At 60.0% G+C, this 18,596-nt stretch carries 20 protein-coding genes and 1 pseudogene; 11 read left to right on the top strand and 10 right to left on the bottom strand.

Annotated features, from left to right (window positions below; translation table 11 throughout):
* Positions 1-18 precede the first annotated feature (18 nt).
* The 7 genes from fdhD (at position 19) to ACM6HV_RS20660 (ending at position 6,862) form a co-directional block, all read left to right on the top strand.
* On the top strand, positions 19-864 hold the full coding sequence (gene fdhD / locus ACM6HV_RS20690; RefSeq protein WP_145595367.1) for a formate dehydrogenase accessory sulfurtransferase FdhD: 846 nt from the start codon (positions 19-21) through the stop codon (positions 862-864).
* A complete protein-coding gene (gene moaC / locus ACM6HV_RS20685) occupies positions 861-1,346 on the top strand; it encodes a cyclic pyranopterin monophosphate synthase MoaC (RefSeq protein WP_145595365.1) in 486 nt (161 codons plus the stop codon). The genes fdhD and moaC overlap by 4 nt, the downstream gene beginning before the upstream one ends.
* The gene (locus tag ACM6HV_RS20680) at positions 1,343-1,594 is read left to right on the top strand and encodes a MoaD/ThiS family protein (protein WP_095136553.1); all 252 of its coding nucleotides are present in this window, start codon (positions 1,343-1,345) and stop codon (positions 1,592-1,594) included. The genes moaC and ACM6HV_RS20680 overlap by 4 nt, the downstream gene beginning before the upstream one ends.
* A 2-nt stretch (positions 1,595-1,596) precedes the next feature.
* A complete protein-coding gene (gene moaE, locus ACM6HV_RS20675) occupies positions 1,597-2,058 on the top strand; it encodes a molybdopterin synthase catalytic subunit MoaE (RefSeq protein ID WP_414905180.1) in 462 nt (153 codons plus the stop codon).
* Between the two features lie 189 nt (positions 2,059-2,247).
* Entirely contained in the window at positions 2,248-3,591 is a 1,344-nt protein-coding gene (gene chrA / locus ACM6HV_RS20670; RefSeq protein ID WP_145595361.1) for a chromate efflux transporter, read from the top strand.
* 478 nt (positions 3,592-4,069) lie between these two features.
* Positions 4,070-5,434, top strand: coding sequence for a glutamine synthetase family protein (locus ACM6HV_RS20665; RefSeq protein WP_414905179.1), 1,365 nt, complete (start codon positions 4,070-4,072; stop codon positions 5,432-5,434).
* 144 nt (positions 5,435-5,578) lie between these two features.
* Positions 5,579-6,862: an NAD(P)/FAD-dependent oxidoreductase gene (locus tag ACM6HV_RS20660; protein ID WP_414905178.1), complete on the top strand. Its 1,284-nt coding sequence runs from the start codon at positions 5,579-5,581 to the stop codon at positions 6,860-6,862.
* 188 nt (positions 6,863-7,050) lie between these two features.
* On the opposite strand, the gene ACM6HV_RS20655 is transcribed toward ACM6HV_RS20660, so the two are convergent.
* A complete protein-coding gene (locus ACM6HV_RS20655) occupies positions 7,051-7,836 on the bottom strand; it encodes a DeoR/GlpR family DNA-binding transcription regulator (RefSeq protein ID WP_414905177.1) in 786 nt (261 codons plus the stop codon).
* Between the two features lie 252 nt (positions 7,837-8,088).
* Positions 8,089-8,982 (bottom strand): LysR family transcriptional regulator, encoded by an 894-nt coding sequence (locus ACM6HV_RS20650; protein ID WP_414905176.1) that lies wholly within the window; start codon positions 8,980-8,982, stop codon positions 8,089-8,091.
* 84 nt (positions 8,983-9,066) lie between these two features.
* On the opposite strand from ACM6HV_RS20650, the gene ACM6HV_RS20645 reads away from it, so the two are divergent.
* A complete protein-coding gene (locus tag ACM6HV_RS20645; protein WP_401275053.1) occupies positions 9,067-9,843 on the top strand; it encodes an NAD(P)H-dependent oxidoreductase in 777 nt (258 codons plus the stop codon).
* Between the two features lie 131 nt (positions 9,844-9,974).
* Here the strand turns inward: ACM6HV_RS20645 and ACM6HV_RS20640 are convergent, their stop codons facing one another.
* The 3 genes from ACM6HV_RS20640 to ACM6HV_RS20630 all read right to left on the bottom strand — a co-directional run bounded on the left by ACM6HV_RS20640 (position 9,975) and on the right by ACM6HV_RS20630 (position 11,956).
* A complete protein-coding gene (locus tag ACM6HV_RS20640; protein WP_414905175.1) occupies positions 9,975-10,994 on the bottom strand; it encodes an AbrB family transcriptional regulator in 1,020 nt (339 codons plus the stop codon).
* Between the two features lie 144 nt (positions 10,995-11,138).
* Positions 11,139-11,561 (bottom strand): HD domain-containing protein, encoded by a 423-nt coding sequence (locus ACM6HV_RS20635; RefSeq protein ID WP_145595347.1) that lies wholly within the window; start codon positions 11,559-11,561, stop codon positions 11,139-11,141.
* A 14-nt stretch (positions 11,562-11,575) separates the two neighbouring features.
* Complete coding sequence (locus ACM6HV_RS20630; protein ID WP_145595346.1) at positions 11,576-11,956, bottom strand: hypothetical protein; 381 nt, start codon at positions 11,954-11,956, stop codon at positions 11,576-11,578.
* A gap of 264 nt (positions 11,957-12,220) precedes the next feature.
* Between ACM6HV_RS20630 and ACM6HV_RS20625 the strand changes: the two genes are divergently transcribed.
* Complete coding sequence (locus ACM6HV_RS20625) at positions 12,221-12,841, top strand: hypothetical protein (RefSeq protein WP_414905174.1); 621 nt, start codon at positions 12,221-12,223, stop codon at positions 12,839-12,841.
* A gap of 125 nt (positions 12,842-12,966) precedes the next feature.
* Entirely contained in the window at positions 12,967-13,398 is a 432-nt protein-coding gene (locus tag ACM6HV_RS20620; protein WP_414905173.1) for a hypothetical protein, read from the top strand.
* Positions 13,399-13,467: 69 nt separating this feature from the next.
* Here ACM6HV_RS20620 and ACM6HV_RS20615 read toward each other — a convergent pair whose 3' ends face one another.
* Positions 13,468-13,881, bottom strand: coding sequence for a hypothetical protein (locus tag ACM6HV_RS20615; RefSeq protein ID WP_086792617.1), 414 nt, complete (start codon positions 13,879-13,881; stop codon positions 13,468-13,470).
* 102 nt (positions 13,882-13,983) lie between these two features.
* On the opposite strand from ACM6HV_RS20615, the pseudogene ACM6HV_RS20610 reads away from it, so the two are divergent.
* Positions 13,984-14,070, top strand: a pseudogene (locus ACM6HV_RS20610) (fructose-bisphosphate aldolase); the annotation flags it as partial.
* Positions 14,071-14,132: 62 nt separating this feature from the next.
* Here the strand turns inward: ACM6HV_RS20610 and ACM6HV_RS20605 are convergent.
* From ACM6HV_RS20605 to ACM6HV_RS20590, 4 genes are all read right to left on the bottom strand, one after another.
* Positions 14,133-14,690 carry a hypothetical protein gene (locus tag ACM6HV_RS20605; protein ID WP_414905172.1) on the bottom strand — a complete coding sequence of 186 codons (558 nt, stop codon included), beginning with the start codon at positions 14,688-14,690 and terminating at the stop codon, positions 14,133-14,135.
* A gap of 41 nt (positions 14,691-14,731) precedes the next feature.
* The gene (locus ACM6HV_RS20600; protein ID WP_011333561.1) at positions 14,732-15,280 is read right to left on the bottom strand and encodes a cupin domain-containing protein; all 549 of its coding nucleotides are present in this window, start codon (positions 15,278-15,280) and stop codon (positions 14,732-14,734) included.
* A 486-nt stretch (positions 15,281-15,766) separates the two neighbouring features.
* Positions 15,767-17,050, bottom strand: a complete 1,284-nt coding sequence (locus ACM6HV_RS20595; RefSeq protein WP_414905171.1) for an NAD(P)/FAD-dependent oxidoreductase — start codon at positions 17,048-17,050, stop codon at positions 15,767-15,769.
* Positions 17,051-17,101: 51 nt separating this feature from the next.
* Positions 17,102-18,592 (bottom strand): aldehyde dehydrogenase, encoded by a 1,491-nt coding sequence (locus tag ACM6HV_RS20590; RefSeq protein WP_414905170.1) that lies wholly within the window; start codon positions 18,590-18,592, stop codon positions 17,102-17,104.
* Between the last annotated feature and the right edge of the window lie 4 nt (positions 18,593-18,596).

Genomic DNA, 18,596 nt, shown 5'->3' with positions numbered 1-18,596 from the left:
GCTTCGGGACTTTTCAAGATGCTCTGCCACGTCGAATCCAACACCGAACCAAGCACCGAACCCAACGCCCCCGCACCGCAACCGTCACAGGTCGCGTTTCGCGAATACCTGCCGCACGCCCCGCTCTCGCACGTCGCCCTGGCCGCGGAAATTGCCCTGGCGATCACCTTCAACGGCCTGAGCCAGGCGGTGATGATGGTCTCGCCCGGCAACCTTGAAGATTTCATCCGGGGCTTCAGCCTGAGCAACGCGATCATCGACAGCGTCGACGAGATCTACGACATCCGCCTGAGCCATTTCGATCAGGCCTGTCAGGCTGACGTGCAGATTTCCAGCCGTGCGTTCTGGGCACTGAAAGATCATCGTCGGCAGATGGCCGGCACCAGCGGCTGCGGCATCTGTGGCGTCGAGGCGCTGGAGCAGGCGTTGCCGCAACTGGACATTCTGCAACCCTGCGCCCTGCCGCCGGCCGCGCATTTCGACGGCATCCGCCAACGCATCGAACAGGCCCAGCAACTGGCCCGCAGCAGCGGCGCCCTGCACGCGGCGCTGTACTTCGATGCCAGCGGTGAGGCGCTGTTGTGCCGCGAAGACATTGGCCGGCACAACGCCCTCGACAAGCTGATCGGCGCGATGCAAATCGCTGACGTCGATGCGCGCCAGGGCTTCGTGGTGGTCACCAGCCGTTGCAGCCTGGAGCTGATCCACAAAGCCGTGCGCGCCCGCCTCGGCACCCTTGTCAGCCTGTCCGCCCCCACCGCGTTGACCGTGCGCTGGGCGCTCAGGCATCGGCTCAATCTGATCCACGTGCCGCACCGCAACGCCCCCCGAATCTACAGCCCGATCCAGGAGCTTATGCCATGAGCAACACCCTTACCCACCTCGACGATCAGGGCCGCGCCAACATGGTCGACGTCAGCGACAAAGCCGCGACTCGCCGCGAAGCCACGGCGCAAGCCTGGGTGCAGATGCGCCCGGAAACGCTGCAGATGATCCAGGCCAACGGTCACCCCAAGGGCGACGTCTTCGCCGTGGCGCGCATCGCCGGAATCCAGGCGGCCAAACGCACCCACGAACTGATCCCGTTGTGCCACGCGCTGTTGCTCAGCTCGATTCACGTTGAACTCAAGGCCTGTGAACCGGACCGCGTGCAGATCACCAGCACCTGCCGCCTCACCGGCCAGACCGGCGTCGAACTTGAAGCCCTGACCGCCGCCAGCGTCGCGGCGCTGACCATTTACGACATGTGCAAAGCCGTGGACCGGGCCATGGTCATCGGCGACATCCGCCTGCTCAGCAAACAGGGCGGCCGCTCCGGACACTTTCACTGGGAGGACGCGCAATGATCCTGATCAACTACTTCGCCAGCTACCGTGATCGCCTCAATCTGGGCGGGGAAAAAATCCCCCTGAGCGACGATCTGACCTGTATCGAGGACGTGCGGCAGATGCTCATGGCCCGTGGTGAGGAATGGCGCGAAGTGCTTGGCGCCGGCAACCTGATGTGTGCGTTGAACCAAGAGCTGTGCCAACCGAGCGCGGCGATCGAAGACTTCGACGAGATCGCGTTTTTCCCACCGGTCACCGGGGGCTGAGCATGACGGTTCGAGTCCAGTACAAAAGCTTCGACGTCGGCCAGTTGACCGCCGACCTGCATGCGCGCAATCCAAGGGTCGGCGCGGTGGTGAATTTCATCGGCTATGTGCGCGATCTGAACATCGGGCCGAGCGTGAACGAGTTGTTCCTCGAACATTATCCGGGCATGACCGAAAAGGCCCTCGAACAGATCGCCGACGAGGCGCGCCAGCGCTGGCCGCTGCTAGGTGTGCAGATTGTGCATCGGGTCGGCGCACTGGCGGTCAGCGAGCCGATCGTGTTTGTTGGCGTCAGCAGCAAGCACCGGCACATGGCGTTCGAAGCCTGTGCGTTCATCATGGATGTGCTCAAGACTCGTGCACCGTTCTGGAAGCGTGAGACCACGGCGCAGGGTTCGCGCTGGGTCGAGGCGCGGGAGAGTGACCAGAACGCGGCGCTGCGCTGGAGTCTGGCGCATGCCTGATCCTGCGAGGGAGCCTGGCGAATCGTCGCACCGTCCCGCTGGGGCGCTAAGCGGCCTAAAAAAAGCGGGACTGCTTCGCAGCCCGGCGGGAGCAAGCTCCCTCGCCACAGGTTCAGCTTACCGATAGCACTTTTTCATAAAAGCCTGATTAGATAGCGGCTCCGACAGCATCCACCGCAGGAGCCGCGTTTGAACCCCTCATCTGAAGACCTGCCCAAACCCGATCCCGTCACGCTGCGCCAGGCCTGGCGCTTCTGGTTCAAGCTCGGCTGCATCGGTTTCGGCGGCCCCGCCGGGCAGATCGCGATCATGCATCAGGAACTGGTCGAGCGCCGGCGCTGGATCTCCGAGCGGCGCTTTCTGCACGCGCTCAACTACTGCATGTTGCTGCCCGGCCCCGAGGCCCAGCAACTGGCGACCTACATTGGCTGGCTGCTGCATCGCACCTGGGGCGGGGTGATTGCCGGGGCGCTGTTCGTGCTGCCGTCGCTGTTCATCCTGATTGCGCTGTCGTGGCTGTACATCGCGTTCGGCGATGTGCCGGTGGTCGCCGGGATCTTCTACGGAATCAAACCGGCGGTGACCGCGATCGTCTTGCACGCGGCGCATCGCATCGGCTCGCGGGCGCTGAAAAACAGTTGGCTGTGGGCGATCGCCGGAGCGTCATTCGTGGCGATTTTTGCCTTCAATCTGCCGTTCCCGCTGATCGTCCTCGGCGCGGCATTGCTCGGCTATTTCGGCGGACGCCTGGCGCCGCAGCGCTTCGACAATGGCGGGCAGCGCGGCAGTGCCAAATCCTTCGGCCCGGCGCTGATCGACGACGACACGCCGACACCCGACCATGCGCGATTCAGCTTGCCGAAGCTCTGGCGTTTGCTGTTGGTTGGCGCGGCGCTGTGGTGTTTGCCGATGGGCCTGCTGACCGCGTTGTTCGGCTGGGACGGCACGTTCACGCAGATGGGCTGGTTCTTCACCAAGGCCGCGTTGCTGACCTTCGGCGGCGCTTACGCGGTGTTGCCCTATGTCTATCAGGGCGCGGTCGGGCACTATGGCTGGCTGACGCCGACGCAGATGATCGACGGCCTCGCCCTCGGCGAAACCACGCCCGGGCCGCTGATCATGGTGGTGGCGTTTGTCGGTTTCATCGGCGGTTATGTGCAGCCGGCGTTCGGTGCGGAACATGCATTCGCCGCCGGTGCACTGGCGGCGACGCTGGTGACCTGGTTCACCTTCCTGCCCTCGTTCCTGTTCATCCTCGCCGGCGGGCCGCTGGTGGAATCAACGCACAACGAACTGAAGTTCACCGCACCGTTGACCGCGATCACCGCAGCGGTGGTCGGGGTGATTCTCAACCTGGCGTGTTTCTTCGCTTATCACGTGTTCTGGCCAAACGGTTTTGCCGGGCACGCGGATCTGTTTTCCATCGGGCTGGCACTGCTGGCCGCACTGGCGCTGTTCATTTTCAAGCGTGGAGTGATCGAAGTGTTGATCGTTTGCGCCCTTGCCGGGCTGGGCTTCCACCTGCTGCGCTGAGCGTCGGTCAAAGAAGCAGGCGCGCAATCAGCGGTTTACACGCCCGCGGATTGCCCCTTACTATCCGGGCACACCGGTCGGCGGGCCTGCCCCGCCACCGACGTTTTCCGCCAACGGAAACACGCGTTATGAGTACGTCACCACAACAACCAGAAAGGTTGAACGTCTCCGCTGTGTGCGCCCTCTGTCACAGGGGCCGCGCATGAATCGCATCGTCAATCTCCCCATGGCCCTGCGCCGTTCCAAGCTGCGTCACTCCGCACGCCCGCCGGATATCGCCTGCTGACTCTCTCAGTCAACAAAAACTTTGGATGCATGACCTGTAGTGAGGGGATTTATCCCCGATGGACTGCGCAGCAGTCCTCACAGGTTCTGTGTCACGTCTGACTGATCTCCATTTGATATCCCTGCCGGGACGCCTTCAATGCGCCCGGCCCGAATCTGCGCGCCTGTGCGGCGCCATCGTGAGTGATTGACCATGAAATTCGCAGCCATCGAAGACGCACGCCTGTTCCTTGAACAGAACCCCGATATCGACATGATCGAGCTGTTCATCCTCGACGCCAACGGCGTGCCGCGTGGCAAGCTGTTGCACCGCGAGGAACTGCTCGCTGTATACGAAAGCGGTCGCCCGCTACCCAGCACCATCCTTGGCCTCACCGTGCAGGGCGATGACGTGGAAAACTCGGGGCTGGTGTGGGACGTCGGCGACATCGACTGCCGCGCCTACCCGCTCGAAGGCAGTCTGGTGCGCCTGCCGTGGCGGCAGATTCCGACCGCAGCGGTGCAGGTCAGCATGCACCCGAGCGAGGGCCTGCCGGCGAGCATCGCCGACCCGCGTCACCTGTTGATCAAAGTGATCGACGGCCTCAAGGCCGAGGGTTATCACCCGGTGATGGCGTGCGAGCTGGAGTTCTATCTGCTCGACGCCAAACGCGATCACCACGGCCGTCCGCAACCGGCGCTGGACGCCGACGGGGGCCGACCGCGACACACTCAGGTCTACGGTTTGCGTGAACTGGAGCAGATCGAACCGTTCCTCGCCGACCTCTACGGCGCCTGCAAACTGCACGGCATTCCGGCGCGCACGGCGATCTCGGAATATGCGCCAGGCCAAGTGGAAATCACCCTTGAACACGGCGACGCACTGGTCGCGATGGATCAGGCGGTGCGCTACAAACGTCTGGTCAAAGCGGTGGCGCACAAGCACGGCATGCAAGCGACGTTCATGGCCAAGCCGTTCGATGATCTGGCCGGTACCGGAATGCACATGCACGTCAGCCTTGCTGATGGCGAGGGGCGCAATCTGTTCGCCGCCGAGGATCCGGCCGGCACTCCGCTGCTGCGCACCGCGATTGGCGGCATGCTCGCCTCGCTGCTCGATACGCTGCTGCTGTTCTGCCCCAATGCCAACTCCTATCGGCGCTTTCAGGCCAACAGCTATGCGCCATTGGCGCCGACCTGGGGCGTCGACAACCGCACCGTCAGCCTGCGCGTGCCGGGCGGTCCGGCCAATACCCGGCATATCGAACACCGCATCTGCGGCGCCGACGCCAACCCGTATCTGGCGGCGGCAGCGATCCTTGCCGGGATCCATCGCGGGATTCGTGAAAACCTCGATCCGGGTGCGCCGGTCGAGGGCAACGGCTACGCGCAAGCCAAGGAACTGCTGCCGACCGATTGGCTGACGTCGCTGCAGGCGCTGGAAAATTCTGCGTGGGCGCGGGATGCCCTGGGCCAGGAATTTCTTGGCGTGTACCTGGCGGTAAAGCGTGCCGAGTACCGGCAATTCATGGCCGAGGTGGGTGAGCAGGATTGGCGTTGGTATCTGACCGAAGCCTGAAGCCTCCCCCCTAATCTCCTGTGGGAGCGAGCCTGCTCGCGAAAGCGGTGTGTCAGTCACTTAATAGGTTGAATGTGACGACGCCTTCGCGAGCAGGCTCGCTCCCACAAGTCGCCGCGTACAACTTTTTGTGTGGACACCAACATGACCCAACGCTGCAATTCCTACTACACCGCCACCCTTCAACAGGACACCGACTACCCGACCCTGCAAGGCCGACATCAAGTCGATGTGGTGATCATCGGCGGCGGTTTCACTGGCGTTGCCACCGCCGTCGAACTCGCCGAAAAAGGCATGAAAGTTGCCATCGTCGAGAGCCACAAGATCGGCTGGGGCGCCACCGGGCGCAATGGCGGACAAGTCACCGGCAGCCTCTCCGGCGACGGCGCCATGCGCAAACAGATGCGCCCGAAACTCGGTGATGAAGTCGACGATTTCATCTGGCACCTGCGCTGGCGCGGGCATCAAATCATCCGGCAGCGGGTCGAGAAGTACGGCATTCAGTGCGACCTCAAACACGGTCATCTGCACGCGGCTTACAAGCCGAGCCACATGGACGGTTTGCGCAATGATTACGAGGAAGCCGTGCGTCGTGGCCTCGGCGACGAGGTCAGCCTGCTCGACCGCAGTCAGGTGCGCGACCTGCTGCAAAGCGACCTCTACCACGGCGCGATCAAGAACACCCGCAATATGCACCTGCACCCGCTCAACCTGTGCATTGGCGAAGCGCGGGCGGCGGAAAGTCTCGGCGCCTTGATCTTCGAAAACAGTGAAGTGCTGGAGATCATTCACGGCAAGAGCCCGGGCGTACGCACCGCCCACGGCCAGATCGACGCCAATCAGGTCATGCTCGCCGGCGACGTCTATCACAAGCTCGAACCGGGGCAGCTCAAGGGCAAGATTTTCCCGGCCATGGGCGGCATCGTCACCACCGCGCCGCTGGGTGATCTGGCGCGGCAGATCAACCCCGAAGACCTCGCGGTGTACGACTGCCGTTTCGTCCTCGACTACTACCGCCTCACGGCCGACGGGCGCCTGCTGTTCGGTGGCGGCGCGAACTACAGCGGCAAGGATTCACGGGACATCGCCGCCGAGCTGCGCCCGTGCATCGAGCAGACCTTCCCGGCGCTCAAAGGGGTGCAGATCGACTATCAGTGGAGCTGCGCGATGGGCATCGTGATCAACCGCATCCCGCAACTGGGCAAGCTCTCGGACAACGTCTGGTATTGCCAGGGCTACTCGGGACACGGCATCGCGACGACACACATCATGGGCGAAATCATGAGCCGCGCGATCACCGGGCAGATGGAGCAGTTCGACACGTTTGCGCAGTGCCAGCACATTCGGGTGCCGATGGGGGATTTGCTGGGCAATCCGTTGCTGGCGGCGGGGATGTGGTATTACCAGATGCTTGAACGCCTGCGCTGACACCCCCGATCCCTGTAGGAGCTGCCGAAGGCTGCGATCTTTTGACTTTGTTTTTAAGATCAAGATCAAAAGATCGCAGCCTGCGGCAGCTCCTACAGTGTCCGTGTCGTACTCAACATCATGTACACCACCAAAACCTGTGGGAGCTGGCTTGCCAGCGATGAGGCCATCAGCCTCAGCACAAAACCTCAGTCCGGCAACTGCTCCACCACAATCCCCAATCGCCGATAATCCTCGACACTCCCCGACGCCACATGCCGCTCGGTAATCAGCGTATGCAGGCGCGTGCACGGCGCCACCACAAACGGCTCCACCGCCCCCAGCTTGTCCGCCGTGGTCACCGCAATCACCCGCGTCGCGCTGTCGAGCAGCGCCTGTTTCACCGGCACTTCATCGAAGTGCAGCGAGGTGATGCCCACTTCCGGGTGAATCGCACAAACGCCGGTAAAGGCCAGATCCGCCTTGATCCCGGTCAGCATGCGCACCGCCTCGTGCCCACCGGCCGACATCGTGCGTGGGTTCAGTTGCCCTCCGGCGAGAATCACTTTCACGCCCTTGTACTCAGACAACGCGATGGCCGTCATCGGCGCGGCGGTCACCGCGGTGATCTGGATATCCGCCCGTAGCGAGCGTGCCACCTGCAACGCGGTCGAGCCGGAATCGAACAACACAATCTGCCCGTCCTCGACCTCTCGCGCCGCCCGTTGCGCCAACTGCACTTTGACCTCATCGGTCTCATCCAGCCGGGTGAAGTAATCCTTGCCGCTGTCCTTGGGCCTTGGCAGCGCCCCGCCGTGCACGCGCTGCACCAGTCCGGCGTTGTCCAGTTCGGCGAGGTCGCGGCGGATAGTGTCTTCGGACACGGCGAAGTGCTGGCTCAACTCGGAGGCCATGACCTTGCCGTCGCGTTCGAGAATCAGGAGGATTTTCTGCCGACGCAGGGAGGGCAGTTCGGTGACCGAATGATCGTGCATGGTTTTGCCTGTTTGTGCTTGTAGTTGCAGGTTTTGCCGAGACTAGCGAAAGCCTCGGGCAAACACAAACCGGCGGGTATCAATTGTTTCGATCATTGGAATCAACAGGCCGAATTTTTTCTTTGCATGGCGCCTGTTCAGAATGGCCTCACTTTAAAAAGGCTCAGGATGAACAGCTGATGAATCTCAATTTTGCGTTTGCGTGCATGATCGTGGTGTCTTTTGCGATTGCCCTGGGCCACGCCTGATACGTCATACCGACGCCGCCAGATGCTCGCGAAGCCATTTGTGTGCCGGGTCGCGATGCGCGCGCTCGCCCCAGAACATCGCCATTTCGTAGCCCGGCACCTGCAGCGGTGCGTCCACCACCTGCAACGCCGGATTGCCGCGCACCAGCCGTGACGGCAGCATCGCCACCAGATCGGTACTGGCCAGCACCGCCATCACCATCAGAAAATGCGGCACCGACAGCACCACTTTGCGCGCCAGGCCGACCTCGGCCAGCGCCTTGTCGGTGACCCCGAAAAAGCCGCCGCCCTCGCGCGACACCATCACGTGTTCCAGCGCGCAGAACTGTTCGCGAGTCAGTTTACGCTTCAACCCCGGATGCCCGACGCGACCGGCCAACACGTAATGCTCGGTGAATAGCACCCGCTGATGCAGATCCAGCGGCGCCTCTTCGGTGATGTGCAGCGCCAGGTCAAACACGCCCTGCTCCGCCTGCCTGGCCAACTGCGCCGGCACCAGATCAAGCACCGCCAGTCGCGTGCCCGGCGCCTGAAGGCGCAAACCGCTGAGGGCTGGCAGCACCACCGTCGACTCGCCGTAGTCGGTCGCCGCAACTTTCCAGATGTGCCTGGCCTGCGCCGGATCGAACGCGCTGGCTGGCGCCACTGCCCGTTCCAGTGCCTGCAGCGCTTCACGCAACGGCTCGCGCAGTTCATCGGCCCGCGCGGTCGGGCGCATGCCCCGAGGGCCGGGCAACAACAGCGGGTCGCCGAAGATCTCGCGCAGTTTGGCCAGGTGCACGCTCACCGACGGCTGCGACAGGTTCAACCGCTCTGCGGCGCGGGTTACGTTGTGCTCCGCCAATAACACGTCTAGGGTCAACAGCAAGTTGATATCCAGACGTCGTAAATTATTCATGGCTATACCTGACATATCAGACATTCATTTCCAATATACCGATCAAGGATTGATCCTGCCTGCATCCAACCAAGGAGTTGCCACATGAATGTGCTACTGGTCTACGCCCACCCCGAACCCACTTCGCTCAACGGCTCGCTCAAGGACTTCACCGTCCAGCGCCTGCAAGCCGCCGGCCACACCGTGCAGGTCTCCGACCTGTATGCGATGAACTGGAAGACCACGATCGACGCCGATGACGCTCCCGGTCGCGATGAAAGCCGGCCATTTCACGCTTCGATCGATTCGAAACTGGCTTACCAACAGGGCCGGCAGTCCGCCGACATCGCCCGCGAGCAGGAAAAACTGCTGTGGGCCGACGCACTGATCCTGCAGTTCCCGTTGTGGTGGTTCACCATGCCGGCCATCCTCAAGGGCTGGGTCGAGCGCGTGTACGCTTACGGATTTGCCTACGGTGTGGGCGAGCATTCCGATGCCCGCTGGGGTGAGCGTTACGGCGAAGGCAAGATGAAAGGCAAACGCGCGATGCTGCTGGTCACCACCGGGGGCTGGGATTCGCATTACAGCCCGCGCGGAATCAACGGGCCGATTGATGATTTGCTGTTTCCGATTCAGCACGGCGTGCTGTTCTACCCTGGTTTCGACGTGGTGCCGCCCTTCCTGGTGTACCGCGCCAGCCGCATGGATGAGGCGCGGTTTGCCGAGACCTGCGAAGCACTGGGTACGCGTCTGGATGAATTGTGGAGCACGCGGCCGATTGCGTATCGGCAGCAGAATGCCGGGGATTATGAGATTCCGGCGTTGACGCTCAAGGACGATGTCGCCCCCGGTGAGGAAGGCTTCGCCGCGCATCTGCGTTGACCCGAAAAAAAAGATCGCAGCCTTCGGCAGCTCCTACAGGGAAAACGTAATTCCTGTGTAGGAGCTGCCGAAGGCTGCGATCTTTTGCTTCTAATGTGCTGTAGGCGCACCGGCCCGACGTCCAGGCCGGATCAGCTTTGTTCCCGCACTCGTCGCACCTGCACCAACAACGCCGGCGCAAAGTGCAGCAACACCATCCGCGCCAGATGGTGAGTGAGGATAAACACCACATTCAGCCCACCGGCAAACGCGACAATCGCAATCGTCTCGATCGCCCCCGGCATATACGCCAGCCACAGCGACAGCGGATCACTGCCCAGCCAGCGCGCGGCGACTTCGGCAAACGCCGCCGCCACCACAATCATTAGCCCCACCGACACCAATGCCGTCCGACCATGCCGCCCCAGCTCCGCAAGACCGAGCCCCTGAAAACGCGAGCCGATCCGCACGCCGAGAATCAGCGCCGCCAGATTCAGGCTCCAGTCCGGCATGTGGAAGCCGTGCAGCCATCCCGATTTCACAAACGCCGCCGTCAGCAGAATCGCCGTCAGCATGAACGGCGCCGGCACGCCGATTGCCAGCAGCATGCGCCCAAGCACCACACTCATACCGATCAGTGCGAATACGATCAACGCCATGCCTGTGCTCAACGGAGGGCTTTCAACCACCGCCACCGAGCCCTGTCCGGGAATCAAAAAGCTCACCAGTACCGTGATCAACAGCAACCGCATCAGGTGCACGATGATGACCTTGCTTGAGGCCTTTTCCGACTCCAGCAAATCGAACACCGCCGCCAGTGCTCCGGGGTACACCGCGAGTAGCGCATCGGTGCGATTCCATCCCGCGCCGCGAGTCAGCCACCATCCGGCGAGGGCAATCTGCACGGTCAGGCATATCAGCAGAACGCCGAGGCTTGGCAACATCGCCGAAGCCGTCGCACTGTCCCACGCCTCGAACATCAGCCCTGTGGCAATGCCCAGCGTGACCTGGATGTAGCCCAGGCCATAGGGGGTTGCCGGGGCAAAACCGCTGCGCGTGGTGACCAATGCGGTGACAAGAATGGCCCCCAGCAACAGGCCATGAGGCACACCGCTAACCTGCAACGCAGCGCCAACGGCGGCCGCGATCAACAAACACAGAATCGATTTCATATTCTTCGCCTTCCTGGCTATTTCCCTAAGGTATTCCACTCCCCTGTAGGAGCTGCCGAAGGCTGCGATCTTTTGACTTTGATTTTTAGAAGCAAGATCAAAAGATCGCAGCCTTCGGCAGCTCCTACAGGGTGGGATTCGTTCTTACGTGCGCAACCGCCCAATCGCCCGCCGATACTTCTCGACCCGCTCCAGATCCTCCCAACCTGGCGAGGCGATCCGCGACAGGTCGCTGTTCTCTTCCAGATCCGCCAGTTTCACCACCCGGCCAATCGGGTTCTGCGCCGCGCGCTCGACGAAATCCTCGTAAGACTCGCCCGGCACTTTGGTCACTGATTCAATCGCACTCAGCACTGCTTCGCTGAAGCCTTCCTTGCGCAGGTCATCGAAGCTGATACCGCAATCCTCGACCACGTCGTGCAGCACCGCGACGATGCGTTCTTCCAGCGAGTTCATACGCAACATGACTTTCAGCGGATGCAGAATGTACGGTGCACCGCCCTTGTCCACCTGCCCGGCGTGCGCGGCGGCAGCGATGGCGATAGCGCGTTCGAGTGTCTGGGTCATGGAGATTCCTCGGGTTAGAGGCCATAACGGCCACCGACGTGGATATTGCGTTTAAGCCAGTTGCCGATTGTTTTCAAACGCCCCACTGGCTGGGCATGTTGCTCAAGCAGCATGGACACCAATGTCGCTTGGTCCACCTCCCGATGCGCATCGATCACCTGCGCAACCCACGCACAATCGGCCTTCTTCAAATGCTCACGCCATTCGCCGGGCCAGCCATCCAGCTCATCCAGCGCCAACCACCGCGCGCCGCCCTGCTCGCCATGCCCGCCGCCAATCGATTGCTCGAAGCAGAACGGTGTCGCCGGTCGGGACTGGTCGATGCTGAAGATGTAGATGTCTTGAGTGGGGTGCTGCGGCGTGGGCGCGTTGTTGCGGCTGCCGATTTCGATCATGCGCGGTTCCGTCCGTGGGTGAGGCGTTACAACTTGTTTCGCAGTCTACGACGTGGTGCCGATGGGGGGAACCTTTGGCGATGAGATGTAGACGGACAACTGAAATGGTTCAACCCATCCTCTTTTGTGTAACATTTCCAAACCAGCGTATTTACAAGGATGTTCACCGTGTCAGGAAAACCTGCTGCTCGAGTTACTGATCTAACCTCCTCCTAATGCTTGGTGCGCCTTAGCTAACTGAATGTATGCAAGAGTGAGAGCCGCATGAGGTTTATCAAAAAAATAATGGCACTGGTAAAGCCAGAACCTAGGCAAGAGCAAATTGCCGGGTATACCAAACAGGAGCTTAAAAGCTTATTTTCTCGGCCGTTAGATCATACCAACCTACCCGCTCAGCCTCCCACTACTTCATTGGAAAGCGCTGATATCTGCGCATGTTTTTCGAACTTCCTAATCGAACCTAAAGATCTTATTAAAATTGAATCACTCGTTGACTCTAACTTCAGAAAAAAAACTGAAAGAACCTTCAATGATCTTCCGGTATTTGAATACGAAAGCGCATTGAGCGGAGACCGACTGATATACTTCGCATCTACTAGAGAATTCAACTCCGTCACGATCCGCTTGATAACTAATAGCCTTGAATTTTTAACGATGCTTAACCGCAAAAAATTTGCGGTTCCTCCACCTTGGTTTGCTTTTGAAGGCTACGAGCCTGCTTGGTGGGGAGGCAGCATGCAAGGTGCTCAAGAATATTACGACAACAATTACTTTTTCAGTTTTTTCACTCAATTGAGCGACATTGAAAAGCAATCTTATTATTCGAGGTTTCGCGCAACTGATGAGTGGATCGAAAGGTTAGAGTTAATGTACGACACAGAGTGATTTAAACAGGAGCACCTTCGCGTACTCTCACCGGAATGGTTGATGGAACCTTCCGAGACGAACCTATCTCGAAACCATAAGCGCCCCGCTCACGATCAAACACGGGGCCATGGGAGAGTTCCGCGATGAACATCCGAATGTTGCTCCTGATCGCCACCTTTGCCGTCATCCCCACCTGCGTCATGGCCGAAGGCTGCGATGTTCAGACCCAATCCTCCAGCGCTTCTGTGCCAGCCGTGGAAACCCACAGCTGCTACGAATACGAAGGCATGCCCGTCAACTCGATCGACTGGTCGTGCAGCAATGAAAGCAAAGACATGCTCAACAGTAAGAAAACCAAGGTCGACCACTGTGCCGACCACTATCAGGCCACGTGTATCGCCACGATCACCCAGGAATTCCTGGCCTACCCTCACTCCACCAGCAAAGACAAAAATGCCAAGGCGCTGAACATCCCCGACAACGCCCAAGTAACCACGTATTACTACGACGTGGAGCATTTGGCCCAGGCGCGAATTGATTGTGAGAACGGGGGTGGGCATTGGAAGGCGAAATAGCGGCGTTTAGCGCGCATGAAAAAGGGACACCGATGGGTATCCCTTTTTGGTTCTAAATGGCGGGTGGATTCAGCGTTTCATGGCCTCACACTGACTGCGCAGATCATGATCGCCGATTGACGAACAGCTACTGCCCTTCTTCGCTTCACAAAACGCCCGCTGGTCATGATCACCAATGCTTGAACACGAACTGCCCATCTCCGCTTCGCAGGCCGCACGCAGGTCGTGATCACCGATGGAGGAACAACTACTGCCCTTTTTGGCTTCGCAATAAGCGCGCTCGTCATGATCGCTAATGCTTGAGCACGAACCACCTTTCTCCGCTTCGCAGGCCGCACGCATGTCGTGGTCGCCGATGGAAGAACAGCTGCTGCCTTCCTGCCGGGCCTGGCAATAACTGCGTTTGTCGTGATCACTGATGCCGGAACAACTGGCGGAAACATAACCGCTGAACAGCAACAACATCGCAAGAATCAGTTTCATCTCACACTTCCTTGGGCTTGCCGGGAAACAGCCTGGCATTGGGTGATTCGTTCGAAATGAGCGTCGCGACACGCCATCAAGTTGACATCAGCCTTAAGGAAAGTTCCGACCATCGCCAGAATCATGGTGCAAGACGTGAGTGATGTGTTTCGAGTTATAGAGCAACGAGGATTTGATGTCGTAGGCTAGAAAATTTGAAGGTGACAGACTCATATAAATAGGTCCGTCACCTTTTCTGCATGTCACTGCAATCACTCCCTACCATTCAGCTCTTTCAACAACACCGTCATAGTGGCAAGTTTCTTATCAACATCAACGATGCTGAAAGTAAACGACCGCGCCCCCACTTCAAAGTTTCGACTCCACCCCTTGGTTACTTTTACCGTATACAAAGGAGACTCCGGCGTCTGAACGTCTATAAGAAAACTCGAATACCCTTCACCGCCCGATGCTGACTTTACATATACACTAAACGGCAAAGTACTTTCTTTCAGGCCCTGCCCTACATTCAAGATACGGGTCTTGTTTATAGGCTTTGTCACAGTATTTTCCGGCGACTTGACTTCCAATTGTTGCTTTGCTTTTTCAAGTTCGGAAATACGCTTTTCAAGGGAAATTATTTTCTCGCCAAACACACCGTCAACATTAGGCGTATTTTTTACAGCACTAAAATCTTGGCCCCAGATCCGAAAAACAACACCATTTGATTCGGAATACCAGAGCATGCCTGCCACCGTTGCGATACTCAGGAACAGAAAAAACAGAGCAACAGGCAAGGTTAATTGTTTCCAGAAGGCACCATTTTCCATTTCGTCTTCCCTTACAAAAAATACAAATTTTCAGACGACGATCAAAAATTCGCCGGCGTATTCGCACTGATGATTTCCGCCTCATCCGCCCCGATATTCCGGAACTTGTGCGGCAGCGTCGTCGGAAAGTAATACCCGTCCCCCGCACTCAACACGCTCACCTGCCCGTCCACCGTCAACTCGACCGTGCCGCGCGTCACCAACCCACACTCCTCGCCTTCCGCGTGAACAATCGGCTCTTCGCCGGAACTCGCACCCGGGGCGTATTGCTCGCGCAACAAACGCATCTGGCGGCTTGGGACGGAGGCGCCGATCAGCAGCAGGCGCAGGCCGTGGCGGCCGAGGTCGGGTTGTTCGTTGGCGCGGAACACGTATTGGTGTTCGCGCGGGGGCTGGTCGAACGTGAAGAAGTCGGCCAGGGACATCGGGATGCCTTCGAGCAGCTTTTTCAGGGAGCTGACGGAAGGACTGACGCGATTCTGTTCGATCAGGGAGATGGTGGCATTGGTCACGCCGCTACGCCGGGCCAGCTCGCGCTGGGAGAGTTTGTAGCTTTCGCGTACTAGTTTGAGTCGAGAACCCGTATCCATGACAGCCTTATGTGAGTAGTACTTAAGGGTAATGGGGGTGGGTGGCGGGTGCCGCGCAAGGCGCGGATCACGTTGCTCCCGTGTCCCGGAACCGTGAAAGGCGGCTATTAAATCACGTTTGCCGGTGTTGCTCAGCAGGTTCGATGGACGGTGCGGTAAAAGTCCTTCTGGCCTTGGTAATACAGTCACTGTGGGAGCGAGCCTGCTCGCGAAAGCGGTGTGTCAGTCGACAACGATGTTGGCTGATATGGCCTCTTCGCGAGCAGGCTCGCTCCCACAGTTGGATCTCTTTTGTGTCAGTTAACTTGATAGCGGTTGTCAGGCCGCTATCGCTGGCAAGCCAGCTCCCACAGGTTTTGTGGTGTTTGTGAGACTGAGGGTGCTAGTGCTGGCCTCATCGCTGGCAGGCCAGCGCCCACATTTTGAGCATTGGTGTTTCAGGTAAAAAACCGGCGGGGTCTTGGGGGCCGCCGCCGGGGAGGTAACTTAGATGCCGAAGCGGTCGCGCAGCGAGTAATACACGGCGCCGAGGGCGGTCAAGGGGGCGGAGAAGGTGCGGCCGCCGATCATTGGCATGTGTGGCAGGGAGGCGAAGGCGTCGAAGCGTTCGGCGTCGCCGCGGATCATTTCCGAGATCAGTTTGCCGGCCAGGTGCGAACAGGTGACGCCGTGACCGCTGTAGCCCTGCATGTAGTAGGCGTTTTTCTCGATGCGGCCGAATTGCGGCATGCGTGACATGGTCAGCAGGAAGTTGCCGGTCCAGCGGTAGTCGATTTTCACGTCCTTGAGCTGCGGGAAGGTCTTGAGGATCTTCGGGCGGATCAGTTGTTCGATGTCGTCCGGTTCACGGGCGCCGTAGACCACGCCGCCGCCGTACAGCAGACGGTTGTCAGCGGTGAGACGGTAGTAATCCAGCAGGTAGTTGCAGTCTTCGACGCAGTAGTTGTTGGTGATCAGGCTGCGCGCCTGCTTTTCGGTCAACGGTTCGGTGACGCAGATCTGCGAACCGCACGGCATGCTCTTGGCGGTCACGCGGTTGTCCAGACCCTGCGGCAGGTAGGCGTTGCCGGCGATCAGCAGGTACTTGGCGCGGACCTGGCCTTTGGCAGTGCGCACGACGTTGGGCTCGCCGTATTTGATTTCGACGGCGGCGGACTGCTCGTAGATCTTGCCGCCCAGGCGCACGATGGCCGCGGCTTCACCGAGGGCCAGGTTCAGCGGATGCACGTGGCCGCCCTGCATGTCCAGCAGGCCGCCAACGTAGGCGTCAGAGCCGACTTCGCGACGAATGTCGGCAGCGTCGAGCATCTTCAGGTTTTTGTTGCCGTAACGTTCCCAGCTGCGCTTCTGCTCGGCCAGGCCGTTGAGTTGTTTCTTGTTCATCGCTGCAAAAATGCCGCCCGGGCGATAGTCGCACTTGATGTCGTAGTCCTTGATCCGCGAACGGATGATGTCGGCGCCTTCGAAGATCATGCTGCCGAGGATTTCTGCGGTCTTGTCACCGTAGCGCTCTTCGATCACATCGACGTCGCGACTGTAGGAGTTGACCAGTTGCCCGCCATTGCGGCCACTGGCGCCGTAGCCGACTTTCGCCGCTTCGAGCACCGTGACTTTGTAGCCGGCCTCGGTGAGGAACAGCGCCGAGGACAGGCCGGTGTAACCGGCGCCGATGATGCAGACGTCGCACTCGACCGACTCTTCAAGGGTCGGGAAGTCGATGACTTCGTTGCGGGTGGCGGCGTAGTAGCTGTTGACGTGTTGTTGCTTCATTTTATTGTTCTCCGAGGGTCGCTCATCAGGAGCGACCGCCGCTGTAGAAAATCAGAGCTTGATCCAGGTCGCTTTCAGCTCGGTGTACTTGTCGAACGCGTGCAGCGATTTGTCGCGACCGTTGCCCGACTGTTTGAAGCCACCGAACGGGGCGGTCATGTCGCCGCCGTCGTACTGGTTGACCCAAACGCTGCCGGCGCGCAGGCCACGGGCGAAGGTGTGCGCTTTGCTCAGGTTGCTGGTCCACACGCCGGCGGCGAGGCCGAAGATGCTGTCGTTGGCGATCTGCAGCGCTTCTTCAACGGTGTCGAAGGTGATCAGCGACAGCACCGGGCCGAAGATTTCTTCCTTGGCGATGGTCATGGCGTTGGTCACGCCGTCGAAAATCGTCGGCTCGATGTAAGTGCCGCCGGTTTCTTCGAGGGTGCGCTGGCCGCCGGCGATCAGTTCGGCGCCCTGCTCGCGGCCGAGGCTGATGTAGCGCAGCACGTTGTCCAGTTGACGCTGATCGACCACGGCGCCGACGGTAGTGGCCGGGTCAAGCGAATGCCCCGGTTTCCACGCTTGCAGCGCTTCCACCAACAGCGGAATGAATTGCTCGCGGATCGAACGTTCGACCAGCAAACGCGAACCGGCGGTGCACACTTCGCCCTGATTGAAAGCAATGGCACCGGCCGCAGCCTGGGCTGCCGCGCGCAAGTCAGGGGCGTCGGCAAACACCACGTTCGGGCTCTTGCCCCCGGCTTCGAGCCAGACGCGTTTCATGTTGCTTTGGCCGGCATAAATCATCAGTTGTTTGGCAATCGCCGTGGAGCCGGTGAAGGCCAGCACGTCGACGTCCATGTGCAGCGCCAGCGCCTTGCCGACGGTGTGGCCGAAGCCCGGCAGCACGTTAAACACGCCTTTCGGAATGCCCGCGTCCAGCGCCAGTTGCGCGATGCGGATCGCGGTCAGCGGCGATTTTTCCGATGGCTTGAGGATGAACGAGTTACCCGCTGCCAACGCCGGGGCGAATTTCCAGCTGGCCATGATCAGCGGGAAGTTCCACGGCACGATCGCGGCGACTACGCCAGATGGCTCGCGGGTGATGAGGCCGAGTTGGTCGTGTGGGGTGGCGGCGACTTCGTCGTAGATCTTGTCGATGGCTTCGGCACTCCAGCGGATCGCGTTGGCGGTCGCCGGAATGTCGATGCTCATCGAGTCGCTGATCGGTTTGCCCATGTCGAGGGTTTCCAGCAGCGCCAGTTCTTCCTGGTGTTGCAGGATCAGATCAGCGAAGCGGATCAAAATGCGTTTGCGCTCGGCCGGGGCCTTGTGCGCCCACACACCGGAGTTGAACGACTGACGGGCGACTTCGACGGCGAGGTTGGCATCGGCTTCATCGGTGCTGGCCACGGAGGCGAGAAAACGGCCGTCGACGGGGCTCAGGCATTCGAAGGTGGCACCGCTGATCGCGGGGCGATATTCACCGTTGATGAACGCGCGGGATTCGATGGTCAGGGACTGGAAGCGTTGTTCCCAGTCGTTGCGGGTGGTGGTCATGGTT

Source organism: Pseudomonas sp. IT-P260 (assembly GCF_949768395.1).
GTDB lineage: Bacteria > Pseudomonadota > Gammaproteobacteria > Pseudomonadales > Pseudomonadaceae > Aquipseudomonas > Aquipseudomonas parakoreensis.
Note: the sequence above shows the minus strand (reverse complement) of the source record. Positions and strands in the feature narration are given on the sequence as shown.

Excerpts from the sequence above, each read along its gene's own strand:
- ACM6HV_RS20650 (WP_414905176.1), bottom strand. The coding sequence starts at position 8,982 with ATGAATAATTTACGACGTCTGGATATCAACTTGCTGTTGACCCTAGAC.
- ACM6HV_RS20620 (WP_414905173.1), top strand. The coding sequence starts at position 12,967 with ATGAACATCCGAATGTTGCTCCTGATCGCCACCTTTGCCGTCATCCCC.
- ACM6HV_RS20655 (WP_414905177.1), bottom strand. The coding sequence starts at position 7,836 with ATGCACGATCATTCGGTCACCGAACTGCCCTCCCTGCGTCGGCAGAAA.
- ACM6HV_RS20605 (WP_414905172.1), bottom strand. The coding sequence starts at position 14,690 with ATGGAAAATGGTGCCTTCTGGAAACAATTAACCTTGCCTGTTGCTCTG.
- ACM6HV_RS20660 (WP_414905178.1), top strand. The coding sequence starts at position 5,579 with ATGACCCAACGCTGCAATTCCTACTACACCGCCACCCTTCAACAGGAC.
- ACM6HV_RS20635 (WP_145595347.1), bottom strand. The coding sequence starts at position 11,561 with ATGACCCAGACACTCGAACGCGCTATCGCCATCGCTGCCGCCGCGCAC.
- ACM6HV_RS20645 (WP_401275053.1), top strand. The coding sequence starts at position 9,067 with ATGAATGTGCTACTGGTCTACGCCCACCCCGAACCCACTTCGCTCAAC.
- fdhD (WP_145595367.1), top strand. The coding sequence starts at position 19 with ATGCTCTGCCACGTCGAATCCAACACCGAACCAAGCACCGAACCCAAC.
- ACM6HV_RS20630 (WP_145595346.1), bottom strand. The coding sequence starts at position 11,956 with ATGATCGAAATCGGCAGCCGCAACAACGCGCCCACGCCGCAGCACCCC.
- ACM6HV_RS20615 (WP_086792617.1), bottom strand. The coding sequence starts at position 13,881 with ATGAAACTGATTCTTGCGATGTTGTTGCTGTTCAGCGGTTATGTTTCC.
- ACM6HV_RS20640 (WP_414905175.1), bottom strand. The coding sequence starts at position 10,994 with ATGAAATCGATTCTGTGTTTGTTGATCGCGGCCGCCGTTGGCGCTGCG.
- moaC (WP_145595365.1), top strand. The coding sequence starts at position 861 with ATGAGCAACACCCTTACCCACCTCGACGATCAGGGCCGCGCCAACATG.
- ACM6HV_RS20600 (WP_011333561.1), bottom strand. The coding sequence starts at position 15,280 with ATGGATACGGGTTCTCGACTCAAACTAGTACGCGAAAGCTACAAACTC.
- ACM6HV_RS20665 (WP_414905179.1), top strand. The coding sequence starts at position 4,070 with ATGAAATTCGCAGCCATCGAAGACGCACGCCTGTTCCTTGAACAGAAC.
- ACM6HV_RS20680 (WP_095136553.1), top strand. The coding sequence starts at position 1,343 with ATGATCCTGATCAACTACTTCGCCAGCTACCGTGATCGCCTCAATCTG.
- ACM6HV_RS20590 (WP_414905170.1), bottom strand. The coding sequence starts at position 18,592 with ATGACCACCACCCGCAACGACTGGGAACAACGCTTCCAGTCCCTGACC.
- ACM6HV_RS20625 (WP_414905174.1), top strand. The coding sequence starts at position 12,221 with ATGAGGTTTATCAAAAAAATAATGGCACTGGTAAAGCCAGAACCTAGG.
- ACM6HV_RS20595 (WP_414905171.1), bottom strand. The coding sequence starts at position 17,050 with ATGAAGCAACAACACGTCAACAGCTACTACGCCGCCACCCGCAACGAA.
- moaE (WP_414905180.1), top strand. The coding sequence starts at position 1,597 with ATGACGGTTCGAGTCCAGTACAAAAGCTTCGACGTCGGCCAGTTGACC.